We start from the raw sequence: 14,405 nt of genomic DNA on the forward strand, positions 1-14,405 counted from the left end.
GCGGACCCGGCTCGTCGTGGCGTCGGTGGTGCTGATCGCGGTGGTGTGTGCGCGGTGACCGGCTCGGTGACGACGCTCGCGTTGCGGTCGCATCTGTACGACCAGCTGGACGGCCGGCTCGGTGAGGCCATGGCCCGGGCGGTGGGCAGGCCGCCCGGTGGCAAGCCCGACGGCGACGGAGTCCAGCGGAGCCAGGGAAGCCAGGAGAGCCAGGAGACCCAGGCGAGCCAGGTGGGTCAGAGGAGCCAGGGGAGCCAGGTGGGTCAGAGGAGCCAGGAGACCCAGGCGAGCCAGGTGGGTCAGAGGAGCCAGGGGAGCCAGGAGACCCAGGCGAGCCAGGGGAACCTCGGGACCGGCCTCGCCGAGTTCGTCACGCGCGGCCCGCAGCCGAGCGGCACGATCGCGGCCGAGGTGCACGACGGCACGATCACCGACGCCAGGGTCGGCGAGGAGACCGACACGTACCGGATGAGCGCCGGGACGCCGAGCGCCGGCGGCGGCACGGGTGGTGCCCAGGACGGCACGTCGTCGCAGATCACCTCCTGGGTGGAGGCGAACTTCAAGGAGGTGACGGTGGGTTCGGCCACGTTCCACGACCTGACGCGGCGGGCGGGCTGACCCGTGCCGACCCTCGTCCTGTACGGCGTATAGGACCTGTTATACGGTGTACAGCATGGCGACGACCCCCCGGGCGCAGGCCGCGGAACGGATCCCCGCGCGGGCCCCGACCGGACACCCTCAGCGCTGGCTGATCCTCGGTGTCATCTGTCTCGCACAGCTCACCGTGCTGCTGGACAACACCGTGCTGAACGTGGCGATCCCCTCCCTCACCCAGGAGCTGGACGCCACCCCCGCCGACATCCAGTGGATGATCAACGCCTACTCCCTCGTGCAGTCGGGTCTGCTGCTCAGCGCGGGCAGCGCCGCCGACCGCTACGGCCGCAAGAAGATGCTGCTCGCCGGCCTGACGCTGTTCGGCATCGGCTCGCTGGTGGCCGGGGTCGCGGACACCAGCGGGCAACTGATCGCCGCGCGGGCGGGGATGGGTGTCGGCGGTGCGCTGCTGCTGACCACCACGCTCGCCGTGGCGATGCAGATCTTCGCGCCCGAGGAGCACCCGAAGGCGATCGGCATCTGGAGTGCCGTCAACGCGCTGGGCTTTGCGACCGGCCCGCTGATCGGCGGATTCATGCTCGACCACTTCTGGTGGGGCGCGATCTTCCTGGTCAATCTGCCGGTGGTGGCGATCGGCCTGGTCGCGGTGGTGGCGCTGGTGCCCGAGTCGAAGAACCCCCAGGGTGACCGGCCCGACCTGCTCGGCGCGCTGCTCTCCACGATCGGCATGGGCTCGCTCGTGTTCGCGATCATCTCCGGGCCTGAGCACGGGTGGACGTCCGGTCAGGTGCCGGCCGCAGCAGGCGTCGCGGTGGCCGTACTCGCGCTGTTCGGCTGGTGGGAGAGCAGGATCCCGTACCCGATGCTGGATCTGCGCTTCTTCCGCGACCAGCGGTTCACCGGTGCGGTGGCGGGCGCGGTGCTGATCACCTTCGGGATGGGCGGCGCGCTGTTCCTGCTCACGCAGCATCTGCAGTTCGTGCTCGGGTACGAGCCGCTGGAGGCCGGCCTGCGGACGGCGCCGCTCGCCCTCGTCGTGGTGCTGCTCAACTTCTCGGGGCTGTCGGCGAAGTGGATGGTGAGGCTCGGCACGCCCGTCTCCATCGGGCTCGGCATGGTGATGATGTCGGGCGGGCTGGTGTCGATCGCGACATCGGCCTCCGAAGGGTACGCCGGGACGCTGCTCGGGCTGGTGCTGATCGGCGTGGGCTGCGCGATCGCCAACCCCGCGATGGCGCACGCCATCATGAGCGCGATTCCGCCCGCCAGGGCCGGGACGGGCGCCGGGATCAACGGCACGCTGGCGGAGTTCGGCAACGGCCTGGGCGTCGCCGTGCTCGGCGCCGTGCTCAACTCCCGGTTCGCGGCTCTGGTTCCGGTGGCCGCGACATCACTGCCGGCCGCGCTGGCCTCGGCGGGGTCGTCCGCCGAGCGGCAGGAGCTCACCGAGGCGTTCTCCTCCGGGCTGCGGACCAGCCTGCTGGTCGGTTCGGCGGCCGTGCTGCTGGGCGGGTTCCTGGCGGCCGCGTTGCTGAAGCGGGCGGAGCGGGCGGAGCGGGCGGACGCCTGAGAACGCCAGGGGCGCTGTCCTGTGGCGGGTACCGGCCGCAGGGCGTGGCTCGGGCGGTTCCCCATGCCCCCTGCCGGGCGTCGCGGCCTAGCCTTGTGATCAGGGACCCACTGTCGAGGAAGGTGCGCCATGGCGAAGGCAGCTGCGGGGCGGGCGGCGCGGACCAGCGTCTGGCTGGCGGACAGGACGCGCCGCACCGGCGGCCGGAGCGCTCAGCCGTCGGGCCTCGACCTCCGGCGGATCACCGAGGCGACCGTGCGGCTGCTCGACGCCGAGGGCCTCGCCAAGTTCTCGATGCGGCGCCTGGCCACCGAGCTGAACGTCACCGCGATGTCCGTCTACTGGTACGTCGACACCAAGGACGACCTCCTCGAACTCGCCCTGGACACCGCCTTCGGCGAGCTGCGGCTGCCGGACCCGGACGCCGCCGGGGACTGGCGCGACCAACTGCGCGCGCTGGCCACCGGGTACCGGACGCTGCTGGTGCGCCACCCCTGGCTGTCGCCGCTCGCGGGGACGTACCTCAACATCGGGCCGAACCACCTGGCCTTCTCCCGCGCCGTCCAGCGGGTGATCCGCAGGAGCGGGCTTCCGGCGCACGGCGTGACGGGCGCCATCTCGGCGGTCTTCCAGTTCGTCTACGGCTACGGCACGATCGAGGGTCACTTCTTCGCCCGCGCCGCGCAGACCGGCATGACCCCGGACGACTACTTCCAGGAGGCCATGAGCTCGGTGAGTGACGTGCCGGAGACCGCCGAGGTCGTCGAGGAGTCCAAGAGCCTCATGGCGGCCCGCGGCGGCGACACGGTAGCGGAGATGATGGACCGGGACTTCGTCTTCGCCCTGGACCTTCTGGTGGCCGGTATCGAAGTCATGGTCGAACGCGGCTGACCGGCTCACCGTCTGCGCGTACGCCTGTCGGCCGCGGGTGCGTCAGCCCGCCAGGGCCGCGCCGAGGTACGGGCGGGCACCCAGGCCCAGGTACTGCCCGCTGAGCAGGACGGAGCCGGTGCCCGGCGGGCCGGCCGTCGTGCCCGGGAGGATGTGCAGCCGCCCCCTCCCGTTCGCCGTGGCGACCAGTTCGGCCAGTCCGTCGTGGTCGAAGTCGCGCAGCGGCACCGACGCCCCCAGCCAGGAGTCGCCCTCTTCGGCGGGGCGGCCCCCGACGCCGGGTGTGCGGACGTCGTACTGGCGGACCCCGGAACCCGGCGTCGCGATCAGGAGACCGTCGGAAAGTGGCGGAGGTCGCAGGGGAGTTGGGTGAGCATTCGGGGTTCACGCGTGCTGGGAGGAGACTTCAGTCGCTCTCGACCAGCCGCGCCGGAAATCCCCCCGTCGCCACCGGGCCCCACCGCTGCGGCGTCACCCTGATGATCGACTTGCCCTGCTTCACCATGGCCTCGCGGTACTCGGCCCAGTCCGGGTGCTCCCCGGCGATGTTCCGGTAGTACTCGACGAGCGGTTCCACGGAGTCGGGGGTGTCGATCACCTCGGCGGTGCCGTCGATCTGGACCCAGGGCCCGTTCCAGTCGTCGCTGAGGACGACGAGGCTGACGCGGGGGTCCCGCTTGGCGTTGCGGGTCTTGGCCCGCTCCGGGTAGGTGGACACGACGATCCGGCCCGGGTCGTCGACCCCGCAGGTCAGCGGCGACGCCTGGGGGCCGCCGTCGGCGCGGCGGGTGAGCAGCAGGGCGTGATGACGGGGACGTACGAAGTCCAGGAGCTCGTCGAGCGAGACGCGGGTGCTGGTCGCGATGTTCGGTGCCATGGACGGCAGCCTAGGGGGAGCGGGGCCCGCGGCGGCCGGCCCTGCGGGAGGCACCGTCACGCGGCCAGCGCCTCCGTGAGGTCGGTGTGGACGGGGACGTCGCGCCGGACGCCGGTCACCTCCAGGACGCGGTTCGGCACGCCGTCGGGGGGCGCCACCACGCGGAGCTGGACGTGCGCCGGGAGGTGGTGGCGGACGTCCACGACCAGGCGGGCGCCCTGGGAGTCCATGAACTCGGTTGCGCTGAAGTCGAGTACGAGCAGCCGCAGCTCATCGGTGCGGGCGTCGGCGACGGCGGTCGCCGCGGCGTACAGGGCGGCGCCGTTGCCGAGGTCGATCTCGGCGGGGAGGGCGAGCAGGGTGCAGCCGGGCAGGTCGCGCACCCGGCAGGGGGTGGGGAAGGGGGTCACGGCACTCACCTGGCAGACGGCATGTGGCAGACGGCAGACGATCGTCCGGTTCCGTATTCCGAAGAGGCCGCTTCCTGACCCGTCGGCCCATTCCATCACGCCCGCCGCCCGGTTCAAAGGTGTCCGGAAAGACCGTCAGCCGGGCGTCACCTCACCGCAACGGAGCAGATAAAGTGCTGTCCGTCCTGTGCTCGCAGTCGGGAATGTGCTGCGGAGCTCTCCTGCGCACGGCTTTGTGGCCGCGCTCGCTGAAGAGGTTCGTGGTGACTGCGTCCGACTTTTCTGGTTTGCACCGTTTTCCGGCTGGTTTCGAGCTGGCCGAAGCACTGACGGTGGCGGCGCAGCAACTCCATGAGACGCTCACCCCGGACACCACGCTGGACACCGCCGTGCGGCTCGCGGTGCGGCTGCTGCCGGGCGCCGAGTACGCCGCGATCTCCGTGATCGAGCGGGACGGTGACCGTCGCACGGTGGCCTGGAGCGACGAGCTGGTACGCGCCGTCGAGGCGTACGGCGGCGACGGTGCCCGGCCGCCGTACTGGACCCGGCTGTGGAACGCCCCCGTCGTCCGGCTCGCCGACGGTCAGGCCGAGGAGGGCGGCGAAGGCCCGGCCGGTCTCGGGCTGCGCTCGGCGCTGGCGCTGCGGCTGCGGGCCGACAGGCGCAGCCTGACCGTCCTCACCGCCTACGCCCGCAAGCCGCACGTCTTCGACGAGGTGGCGACGCGGATCGGCCGCCTGTTCACCGCCCACGTCAGCATCGCCCTGGACTCCGCGACCGTGCGTGAGCAGCTCACCGAGGCCATGCGCACCCGCGACCTGATCGGGCAGGCCACCGGGATCCTGATGGAGCGGATGAACATGGACGCGGGGGAGGCCTTCGAGAGCCTCGTGCGGGCCTCCCAGCGGGAGAACGTCAAGCTGCGCGACCTCGCCCGCCGGCTCGTGGACGCGCATCCGCCGGCGTGAGGCGGAGCAGGCTCACGCCCCCGGCAGCGCCTCCTCCCCCGGCTCCCGCGGCGTCCCGTCCCGCACCGTGCCCGGGGGTGTCCGCCTCGGCCCGCGGCACCCGCGTGCCCCTCGCGTCCGTCACGGTGACGACCGCGTGCGACACGGCCCATCCGTCCCGGGTACGGATCCTCGCGGTCGGTCCCCTGTCCTTCCTGACTCCCCGTACTGGAACCGGCCCGTGACGGGGCACCCGCCACGGGCCGGAGCTGGTGCTTCCACGTGCTTACTCGCCGGGGTGGGCGAGCTCGATGTCGTGGCTGTCGACGCCGGCACCGGTGACCGTCAGCGCGGTCGCCGCCGGCGGGTGGCCGCTCGCGATCACGGTGTACTCGCCGCCGTCCAGATCGGTGAAGGCGTACGCCCCGTCCGACCCGGTCGTCGCGGTGCCGACGACGTTGCCGGCCGCGTCGACCAGCGTCACGCGCGCGTCGGCCAGCGGCCCGTGCGGCGCCCGTACGACGCCCTGCACCCTGGCCCCCGCGTCCAGGTCGACCCCGACCCGGGTGACGCCGGTGTTCGCCACCTCGGCAGGCACCGCGCGCGGCCGGAACCCGGCGGCGCTGACGGCGACCGTCACGGGGCCGGGCACCAGCTCGGCGAAGCCGAACTGGCCGTGTTCGCCGGTGGTCTGGCCGGCCAGCAGGTCACCCCGGACGTCGGTCACGATCACCATCGCGTCCTTCACCGGCAGCGCGTTCCCGGCGGCCCGCACCACACCGGTCAGCCCGCTGGTGCCGCTGAGCAGGATGTCGTACGACACCGGCTCGCCACCCACGACGACGGTGCAGGCCTGCGGCTGGAAGCCGTCGGCGGAGGCGATCAGGACGTACGAACCCGTGCCCGGCGCGTCCACCGCGTACGAGCCGTCCGCCTGCGCGACCGAACGGCCGAGCTGGCGGCCCGACAGGGAGATCAGCGTGACGGCGGCCTGCGGGACCGGCGCGTTCCCGGCGCCGCGGACATGGCCGCGGACCGGGATGCCGCCGGGGACCGGCGCTTCGGTGGCCACGGCGACGGCGGCCGCGAGCCGCTCTGTGCCGTCGGCACCGGCCTCGGTGTCCGCCAGGACCGGCCCGCGCGCAAGCGGCTGAGCGGCGGGAGCGGCGGCCGGTGCCGGGATCCCGTCGTCGGCGGCCTGCGCCAGCGCTCCCTTGGTCCTCAGCGGCACCTCCTTGATGAACAGCGAGCACACCAGCGCGAGCAGCGCGACCGGCGCGGCGTACAGGAAGACGTCCGCGATGCCGTGGCCGTAGGCGCTCTCGAAGAGGGTGCGGAGCGGGCCGGGCAGGGCGTCCAGGTCCGGGATGCTGCCGCTGGAGCTCGAACCGGTGAGCGCGGCGGCCGACTTCGGGTCGAGGGCGGACGCGCCCTCCTCGACGTAGTCCGTGATGCGGCGGGTCAGCACCGCGCCCAGCGCGGAGACGCCCACGGCACCACCGAGGGAGCGGAAGAAGTTCACCACCGAACTCGCGGCGCCCAGGTCGCCGGGGGTCACCTGGTTCTGCGTGGCGAGCACCAGGTTCTGCATCATCATGCCGACGCCGAGCCCGAGCAGGGCCATGTAGAGCGCCACGTGCCAGTACTCGGTGTCGTACCGGATCGTGCCGAGCAGGCCGAGGCCGCCGGTCACCAGGACACCGCCGGCCAGCAGCCACGTCTTCCAGCGTCCGGTGCGGGTGATGACCTGGCCGGAGACGGTGGAGGAGACGAACAGGCCGCCGATCAGCGGGATGGTCAGGACGCCGGACATGGTCGGCGACTCGTCCCGGGCCAGCTGGAAGTACTGGCTGAAGAAGATGGTGCCGGCGAACATCGCGATGCCCACCAACAGCGAGGCGAGCGAGGCCAGCGTGATGGTGCGGTTGCGGAACAGCCGCAGCGGCACGATCGGCTCGGATGCCTTCGTCTCGATGATCAGGAAGATCGCGAGCAGCGCGACCGTGCCACCGACCATGGCGTACGTCTGCCAGGACACCCAGTCGTACTTGTCACCGGCGAAGGTCACCCAGATCAGCAGCAGGCAGACCGCGGCCGTGATGAAGAAGGCGCCCGCCCAGTCGACCTTGACCCGCCGCTTGTCGACCGGCAGGTGCAGGGTGCGCTGAAGGACTGCGAGGGCTATGACGGCGAACGGGACGCCGACGTAGAAGCACCAGCGCCAGCCGAGCCAGTCGGTGTCGGTGATGACGCCGCCGATGAGCGGGCCGCCGACCATGGCGGTCGCGAAGGTGGCGCCCAGGTATCCGTTGTAGCGTCCGCGCTCACGCGGGGAGATCATCGCCGCGAGGATGATCTGGGCCAGCGAGGACAGGCCGCCCATGCCGATGCCCTGCACCGCGCGGAAGGTGATCAGCGTCGCGGGGTCCTGCGACAGACCGGCCGCCGCCGATCCCAGCATGAAGATCACCAGGGCCAGCTGGATCAGCAGCTTCTTGGAGAAGAGGTCCGCGAGCTTGCCCCACAGCGGCGTGGACGCGGTCATCGCCAGCAGCGACGCGGTGACCACCCAGGTGTAGGCGCTCTGGCCGCCGCCGAGGTCCTGGATGATGTCGGGCAGGGCGTTGGAGACGATCGTCGAGGACAGGATCGCCACGAACATGCCGAGCAGCAGCCCGGTCAGCGCCTCCATGATCTGCCGGTGCGTCATCGGGGCGCCGGAGCCGTGCGAGCCGTGGGCGCCACCTCCGTGCCTGGCGTGGGCCCGCACACCGGCTGGTGTGGATGTTGCCATGGGCTCCCTTTTCTCTCTCACGTGTTTGCGGGTGTACGGGTGCAGTCGTCGAAGCTCGCCCGGAGCCGGGTCATCAGCTGGATCAGCCGGCCGACCTCGTCGTCGCTCCAGTCGCTCAGCCGCTGGGCGAGCAGGTGTGTGGTCCGCCGGGACAGCTCGTCGAGCTGGTCCAGGCCACTGGGGGTCAGGCGCAGGATGCGGGAGCGCTTGTCCGCCGGATCCGGCAGGCGTTCGATCCAGCCCCGTCCGGCCACGTGCGCGACATGGCGGCTGGTGACCGACATGTCGACGCTGAGCAGCTCGGCGAGCCTGCTCATGCGCATCTCGCCGTACCGGCCGAGCAGTGTGAGGACGGCGGCGGAGCCGCTCGGGCACTCGGACGGCAGGATCCGCCCCATCTCCCGTTTCACGGCCCCGAAGGCGCTGAACTGACGCGCCAGTTCCTCGTACTGCGCCCGCTCTGCCATGACCTCTCCCAGTTCAGTTGCTTAGGGCAACCATAGAAACGTTGGTTGCTGCAGGCAAGCTAAATCGGGGGTCAGGCCACAAAAACTTGGCAAAGGCAAGTATTGCGACCGTTAACGTGCAGGTCGGGCCCGGTGCGACCCCCACTTGGGCCCGTCAGGCCTTTTCGCTAGGGTCTCGGGGCATGGCTAACAACCCGGGTCCCCAGGGCAACCACGACCCCGCAGGCAACACGCAGATGTTCCGGGCCTTCGTCGACGAGGCCCCGCAGGGCCGGCAGCAGCCGGCCACCCAGGCCGGCCCGCGCGTCGGACTGATCGTCGGCATCGTGGCGGCCGTCCTCATCGTCGCCGCGGTCGCCTGGCTCGCACTGAAGTAACCGCCCCGTCACTCCCACCGGACCCAGGCCGAGACGTCCCGCGTCTCGACGTGCATGCCGAGCGGCACCCGCCAGGCGTCGGCACACACCGTCCAGGTCCGCTCCTTCCGTGCGCCGGCCGCGATCGGCGCCGGGAGTTCCTCACTCGACTCGATCGTCCCCCAGTCGACGCCGAGCGCGCCGATGATGTGCGTCCCGAAGGTGGCCGTGCCCGAACGCACCGCGCTCGCGCCGGTGTTGTGGAAGGCGACGGTCACCTGCTCGCACCACCGTCTGTCCGCCGGCTTCCGCACGGGCGTGCCCATGCTCACCTCGGCCGGTCCTGGCGGCGCCGGCCGGCCGGGCCCCGGCGTGGGGCCGGACGGGCGGGTGGGGACCGGCGGCGGTGGGCCTGCCGTCGTACCGCCGGGACCGGGGCTGCCGCCCGAAGGGGGCGCCGTGCGGCGGTCGTCCGCAGGGGCGGAGGCGTCGTCCGCGGGCGGTGGTGTCCGGTCCGGCGTCCGCCCTCCCGCGGAGGCGGGGGCCGAAGCAACCGGGTCCTCAGGCGAGTTGCGCTGCCGGCCCGTCCCGTCCGCAGTCCGGGTCCCGTCGAGCGGCACCAGCGTGACCCCGCCCGGCCGTGCGCCCGCCGTGCCGGACGCCCCGGGCGGGCCGCCTGCCGCGCCGACCGCGACGTACCCGCCGTCACCGCCACCGCTGCCGCACGCGGCCAGTACGCCCCCCGTGCACACGAGGGCCGCCGCGGCACCCAGCAGGGCACCACGGCGGCGAGGCGACTGTGTGCTGAACGCGCTCCATGCCCCACGCATCGCGCCAGTGTGACTGACGGCCCGTCAGGAAGGAAGGAGCGGGGAGGGGTCAGTCGGAGATGAGGCCCTCGCGCAACTGCGCCAGCGTGCGGGTGAGGAGGCGGGAGACGTGCATCTGGGAGATGCCGACCTCCTCGCCGATCTGCGACTGGGTCATGTTGGCGAAGAAGCGCAGCATGATGATCCGCCGCTCCCGGGGCGGGAGTTTGGCCAGCAGCGGCTTGAGCGACTCGCGGTACTCCACGCCCTCCAGAGCGCTGTCCTCGTAGCCGAGCCGGTCGGCCAGGGAACCCTCGCCGCCGTCGTCCTCGGGCGCCGGGGAGTCCAGCGAGGAGGCGGTGTAGGCGTTGCCGACGGCGAGGCCGTCGACGACGTCCTCCTCGGACACGCCGAGCACCGTGGCGAGTTCGGTGACCGTGGGGGAGCGGTCCAGCTTCTGGGACAGCTCGTCGCTGGCCTTGGTCAGGGCCAGGCGCAGCTCCTGGAGCCGGCGCGGCACCCGCACCGACCACGAGGTGTCGCGGAAGAAGCGCTTGATCTCGCCGACGACGGTCGGCATCGCGAACGTCGGGAACTCGACGCCGCGCTCGCAGTCGAACCGGTCGATGGCCTTGATCAGCCCGATCGTGCCGACCTGGACGATGTCCTCCATCGGCTCGTTGCGGGAGCGGAAGCGGGCCGCCGCGTAGCGCACGAGGGGGAGGTTGAGCTCGATCAGGGTGTCCCGGACGTACGCGCGCTCCGGGCTGTCCTCGTCGAGTGCGGCGAGCCGCAGGAACAGGGAGCGGGACAGGGTGCGGGTGTCGATGTCCGCCGGGGCCTGCGGGGCCGGGACCTCCGCAGCCGGGAGGGCCGGGGCCGGAACGGCTGCCAGGGCCGGGACGTCATCGATGGGGTCGAGCGCGTCGTGCGCGTCGAGCGCCTCGGGCGCTGTCTCGCTCTTGGTGAGCGTGAGCACCTTCGAGCTGCCCTGGTCTGCGGACATGCCACCCCCTTTGGGTCGCGGGACGGTCGCGGCGAAACGCTCCTCGTTGCGGAGCGCAGCCTTCACCTGAATACCGGCGCCGGGGCACCGGCAAACGCGCTTCCCGCAGAATGTCACATGTCGGCAACGCGCTGTAGTGACATGTCGACATGCGAGATGCGAATACCCCCTGGCAGAAGGGGGTCTGACGGGTATTCGGGACGGAAGGACCGCCAAAGGGCCTGGTGAGCGATTCGCTCTCCACGGTGACGTGTCGAGCCCGCTTTCGGTTGTGCGCCGGTTCGATTCGCGGCCGCGTGGTGATCCCGTTCGCTCTTGCGCCGGACGGGGTCCCTGGGTTAAGGAGCCCTGGGTCAGGCGTCGATGCGGTTCGCCGACCGCAGGCGCTGGAAGCTGCGGGCGAGCAGCCGGGAGACGTGCATCTGGGAGACGCCGAGTTCCGCGCTGATCTGTGACTGCGTCAGATTGCTGTAGTAACGCAGCAGCAGGATCCGCTGCTCGCGTTCGGGAAGCTGGACGAGCAGATGCCGTACGAGGTCGCGGTGCTCCACGCCGTCCAGGGCCGGGTCCTCGTAGCCGAGCCGGTCGAGAAGTCCGGGCAGCCCGTCGCCCTCCTGGGCCGCCTCCAGCGAGGTGGCGTGGTACGAGCGCCCGGCCTCGATGCAGGACAGCACCTCGTCCTCGGTGATGCGCAGCCGCTCGGCGATCTCGGCGGTGGTCGGGGAGCGCCCGAAGGCGGTGGTCAGGTCCTCGGTGGCGCTGTTCACCTGCACCCACAGCTCGTGCAGCCGGCGCGGCACGTGGACGGTGCGGACGTTGTCCCGGAAGTACCGCTTGATCTCGCCGACGACGGTCGGCATCGCGAAGGTCGGGAACTGCACGCCCCGGTCCGGGTCGAAGCGGTCGATGGCGTTGATCAGGCCGATGGTGCCGACCTGGACGACATCCTCCATGGGTTCGTTGCGGGAGCGGAACCGGGCGGCCGCGTAGCGCACCAGCGGGAGGTTGGCCTCGATCAGCGCCCCGCGCACCCGGTTGTGCTCCGGCGTGCCCGGCTCCAGCTTCTTCAGCTCGGCGAACAGCACCTGGGTCAGTGCCCGGGTGTCGGCGCCCCGGCTGCTGCGCTGGGGCGCCGGTTCGGGGGCGGGCGTTTCCGGGGCGGCTGCTTGCGGGACGGAGGCTTCTGGGACGGAGGCTTCTGGGGCGGGTGTCTCCTGGGGCGGGGCTTGAGGCGCAGTACTGGCCGGCACGGTCAACTCCACCTCGTGATCCATCAACTCATCCGTCAAAAGCGGTCATAGCATCACAAGACATGTGCACTGTGTGCAAGCACCGCATAACGCCGTGTTGAGGGCAAGTTGGGGCATAAGGCGCATGAGAGCCCCCCGCCGTTCCGGCGGGGGGCTCATGGCCGTCCGTCTAGAACTCGTAGTCCGCGATCACCCAGGTGGCGAACTCCCGCCACGGCGCGACGCCCGCCTGGTGCTCCGGGTGCTCCAGGTACCGGGTCAGGGCGGCCCGGTCGTCGAACGACGAGCTGATGGCGAAGTCGTACGCGATGGGCCGGTCGCTGAAGTTCCAGCCGAGCTCCCAGGAGCGGATCTCCGGGATCCTGCCTTCGAGGGCACGGAAGGTGTCAACACCCGCGACCACGCGAGGGTCGTCTCGCTCCACACCCTCGTTGAGCTTGAAGAGGACCAGATGGCGGATCATGACTTTCCTCCGTTGGCGACCCAGGTCATGAAGTCGCCGATGGCCTGGGCGGCGTCCGATATGCCCTCGAAGCCTATCTGGACGTAGTCGGCCGCCTTGGCGGGGTCAGTGATGATCACGTAGAGCGCGAAGACCACGACGACATAGACGGCGACCTTCTTCGAATTCACCGCCACCGCGGCCTCCCCTGCGCCTGCTGTGCCCGTATGGAACGCCTGTTTGCCGGCCGCGAGTGTAGCTTCACGTCGTATTTGACGACCAACGGCGCGCTGAACGGCGACCGCACACGGGGAGGCGGCGGAACGGCCGGCGCGGGATCATCGGTACATGGACGTCACCCTTCACCTCGCACAGGACCCCGAGGCCGATGAACTGCTCGGACGCTCCCCGCTCGCCGCGCTGATCGGGATGCTGCTGGACCAGCAGATTCCGATGGAGTGGGCGTTCAAGGGCCCCGCGACCATCGCCGGCCGGATGGGCGTGGCCGACCTGGACGCGCAGGAGATCGCCGCGTACGACCCGGAGGCGTTCGCGGCGCTGCTCTCCGACAAGCCGGCCGTGCACCGCTACCCGGGTTCGATGGCTCAGCGGATCCAGCAGCTGTGCCAGTACCTCGTCGAGCACTACGACGGTGACGCGAACGCCGTCTGGGCGGACGTCGGCGACGGCCGGGAACTGCTGAGGCGGCTTCAGGAGCTGCCCGGCTTCGGCAAGCAGAAGGCCCAGATCTTCCTCGCGCTGCTCGGCAAGCAGCTCGGCGTGACGCCGCGGGGGTGGCGGGAGGCCGCGGGCGACTACGGAGCACCGCGGTCCTTCCGCTCCGTCGCCGACATCACCGGACCCGAGTCGCTGGCCAAGGTGCGGGCGCACAAGCAGGAGATGAAGGCGGCGGCGAAGGCGGCCAAGGCCGCGAAGAAGTAGGGCCGGGCGTCATTCGTCTGGACCGCTCCGGCGTGCGGCCGGCTCGGTCACGTTCCCAGCATGGAGCATGACCGAGCCACCGAGCGGGGCCCCGCGGGGAGCGGAGTTCGACGACCGGCACGTGCACGCCGCGCGTGACCCGCACACGCCGAGACCGCCGTACGAGGGTCCCGAACCGCCCTTCGAGGGCCCGCTGCACATGCTGGCCAGGGCGGCCTGGCAGGCGGTCCTCGTCACCGGCATCGCGTCCCTGGTCCTGGGCGTCCTCGTCCTGATCTGGCCCGGCGCCTCGCTGGTCGCCGCCGGTGTCCTCTTCGGCCTCTACCTCCTCTTCAGCGGCGTCCTCCAGCTCGTCTCCGCGTTCGGCACCCACAAGACGACCGCACTGCGCGTGCTGGCGTTCATCAGCGGCGCCCTGGGCATCCTGCTGGGGCTGTTCTGCTTCCGCGGGGCCATGCAGTCGATCCTGCTGCTCGCCCTGTGGATCGGGATCGGCTGGCTCTTCCGCGGCATCACCCAGACGCTGGCCGCCGCCTCCGACCCGGCGATGCCCGCCCGCGGCTGGCAGATCCTCCTCGGTGCGGTGACCTTCGTCGCCGGAATCGTCCTGATCGTCTCGCCGTTCGAATCGGTCGCCGTCCTCACGGTGGTCGCCGGGTGCTGGCTCGTGGTGGTGGGCGTGGTCGAGATCGTCACGGCCCTGCGCATCCGGGGCCGCGCACGCCAGGTACCCCGCGAGGTGTGACGACCGTGCCCGCGACCTCACCCCCCACCGGCATATCCCCGCACCCCGCCTTCAGGCCCCTCCCGACCGGCATGTCCCCGCACCCCGGGCCCCTCCCGGCCACGCCACCACCGGCCGCCGGCCCCGGCACACGACTGCCTGCCACCGACGCGGTACCGGCCGTCCCCGGCTCGTGGTGGGTCGCTGGTGTCGTGCGGCGGGGTGCCGGTTCGTCGTGGTGGGTCGCTGGTGTCGTGCGGCGGGGTGCCGGTTCGTCGTGGTGGGTCGCTGGTGTCGTGCGGCGG

General features: G+C 71.5%; 17 protein-coding genes. 7 read left to right on the forward strand and 10 right to left on the reverse strand.

The window, feature by feature from the left end:
- Positions 1–54: 54 nt before the first annotated feature.
- The 3 genes from ACGF8A_RS32155 to ACGF8A_RS32165 all read left to right on the forward strand — a co-directional run bounded on the left by ACGF8A_RS32155 (position 55) and on the right by ACGF8A_RS32165 (position 3,076).
- Positions 55–618: a hypothetical protein gene (locus tag ACGF8A_RS32155; protein WP_393113874.1), complete on the forward strand. Its 564-nt coding sequence runs from the start codon at positions 55–57 to the stop codon at positions 616–618.
- Positions 619–673: 55 nt separating this feature from the next.
- Positions 674–2,185 (forward strand): MFS transporter, encoded by a 1,512-nt coding sequence (locus tag ACGF8A_RS32160; RefSeq protein WP_393113876.1) that lies wholly within the window; start codon positions 674–676, stop codon positions 2,183–2,185.
- 129 nt (positions 2,186–2,314) lie between these two features.
- Complete coding sequence (locus tag ACGF8A_RS32165) at positions 2,315–3,076, forward strand: TetR/AcrR family transcriptional regulator (RefSeq protein ID WP_393113878.1); 762 nt, start codon at positions 2,315–2,317, stop codon at positions 3,074–3,076.
- A 42-nt stretch (positions 3,077–3,118) separates the two neighbouring features.
- Here the strand turns inward: ACGF8A_RS32165 and ACGF8A_RS32170 are convergent, their stop codons facing one another.
- The 3 genes from ACGF8A_RS32170 to ACGF8A_RS32180 form a co-directional block, all read right to left on the reverse strand.
- Positions 3,119–3,304: a hypothetical protein gene (locus ACGF8A_RS32170; RefSeq protein ID WP_393113880.1), complete on the reverse strand. Its 186-nt coding sequence runs from the start codon at positions 3,302–3,304 to the stop codon at positions 3,119–3,121.
- Between the two features lie 178 nt (positions 3,305–3,482).
- Positions 3,483–3,953 (reverse strand): PPOX class F420-dependent oxidoreductase, encoded by a 471-nt coding sequence (locus ACGF8A_RS32175; RefSeq protein ID WP_393113882.1) that lies wholly within the window; start codon positions 3,951–3,953, stop codon positions 3,483–3,485.
- A gap of 56 nt (positions 3,954–4,009) precedes the next feature.
- Positions 4,010–4,363: an STAS domain-containing protein gene (locus ACGF8A_RS32180; RefSeq protein ID WP_393113884.1), complete on the reverse strand. Its 354-nt coding sequence runs from the start codon at positions 4,361–4,363 to the stop codon at positions 4,010–4,012.
- 203 nt (positions 4,364–4,566) lie between these two features.
- Between ACGF8A_RS32180 and ACGF8A_RS32185 the strand changes: the two genes are divergently transcribed.
- A complete protein-coding gene (locus ACGF8A_RS32185; protein WP_393113982.1) occupies positions 4,567–5,331 on the forward strand; it encodes a GAF and ANTAR domain-containing protein in 765 nt (254 codons plus the stop codon).
- Between the two features lie 265 nt (positions 5,332–5,596).
- Here ACGF8A_RS32185 and ACGF8A_RS32190 read toward each other — a convergent pair whose 3' ends face one another.
- Both ACGF8A_RS32190 and ACGF8A_RS32195 read right to left on the reverse strand, forming a co-directional pair.
- Positions 5,597–8,104, reverse strand: a complete 2,508-nt coding sequence (locus tag ACGF8A_RS32190) for an MFS transporter (protein WP_393113886.1) — start codon at positions 8,102–8,104, stop codon at positions 5,597–5,599.
- Between the two features lie 17 nt (positions 8,105–8,121).
- On the reverse strand, positions 8,122–8,571 hold the full coding sequence (locus ACGF8A_RS32195) for a MarR family winged helix-turn-helix transcriptional regulator (protein ID WP_393113888.1): 450 nt from the start codon (positions 8,569–8,571) through the stop codon (positions 8,122–8,124).
- 182 nt (positions 8,572–8,753) lie between these two features.
- Here ACGF8A_RS32195 and ACGF8A_RS32200 point away from each other — a divergent pair, with 182 nt between their 5' ends.
- Positions 8,754–8,948, forward strand: coding sequence for a hypothetical protein (locus ACGF8A_RS32200; RefSeq protein WP_393113890.1), 195 nt, complete (start codon positions 8,754–8,756; stop codon positions 8,946–8,948).
- Positions 8,949–8,956: 8 nt separating this feature from the next.
- Here the strand turns inward: ACGF8A_RS32200 and ACGF8A_RS32205 are convergent, their stop codons facing one another.
- From ACGF8A_RS32205 to ACGF8A_RS32225, 5 genes are all read right to left on the reverse strand, one after another.
- Positions 8,957–9,253 carry a hypothetical protein gene (locus ACGF8A_RS32205; RefSeq protein WP_393113893.1) on the reverse strand — a complete coding sequence of 99 codons (297 nt, stop codon included), beginning with the start codon at positions 9,251–9,253 and terminating at the stop codon, positions 8,957–8,959.
- Positions 9,254–9,806: 553 nt separating this feature from the next.
- The gene (locus tag ACGF8A_RS32210; protein ID WP_393113895.1) at positions 9,807–10,742 is read right to left on the reverse strand and encodes an RNA polymerase sigma factor SigF; all 936 of its coding nucleotides are present in this window, start codon (positions 10,740–10,742) and stop codon (positions 9,807–9,809) included.
- A gap of 353 nt (positions 10,743–11,095) precedes the next feature.
- On the reverse strand, positions 11,096–12,016 hold the full coding sequence (locus tag ACGF8A_RS32215) for an RNA polymerase sigma factor SigF (protein ID WP_393113897.1): 921 nt from the start codon (positions 12,014–12,016) through the stop codon (positions 11,096–11,098).
- A gap of 145 nt (positions 12,017–12,161) precedes the next feature.
- A complete protein-coding gene (locus ACGF8A_RS32220) occupies positions 12,162–12,455 on the reverse strand; it encodes a Dabb family protein (RefSeq protein ID WP_393113899.1) in 294 nt (97 codons plus the stop codon).
- The gene (locus ACGF8A_RS32225) at positions 12,452–12,631 is read right to left on the reverse strand and encodes a hypothetical protein (RefSeq protein WP_393113901.1); all 180 of its coding nucleotides are present in this window, start codon (positions 12,629–12,631) and stop codon (positions 12,452–12,454) included. The genes ACGF8A_RS32220 and ACGF8A_RS32225 overlap by 4 nt, the downstream gene beginning before the upstream one ends.
- Before the next feature lie 151 nt (positions 12,632–12,782).
- On the opposite strand from ACGF8A_RS32225, the gene ACGF8A_RS32230 reads away from it, so the two are divergent.
- Complete coding sequence (locus tag ACGF8A_RS32230) at positions 12,783–13,376, forward strand: HhH-GPD-type base excision DNA repair protein (RefSeq protein WP_393113903.1); 594 nt, start codon at positions 12,783–12,785, stop codon at positions 13,374–13,376.
- 67 nt (positions 13,377–13,443) lie between these two features.
- Positions 13,444–14,121: an HdeD family acid-resistance protein gene (locus tag ACGF8A_RS32235; RefSeq protein ID WP_393113905.1), complete on the forward strand. Its 678-nt coding sequence runs from the start codon at positions 13,444–13,446 to the stop codon at positions 14,119–14,121.
- Positions 14,122–14,405: the final 284 nt, after the last annotated feature.

Origin of the sequence: Streptomyces sp. NPDC047706 (assembly GCF_043204795.1) — a bacterium.
Classification (GTDB): Bacteria; Actinomycetota; Actinomycetes; order Streptomycetales; family Streptomycetaceae; genus Streptomyces.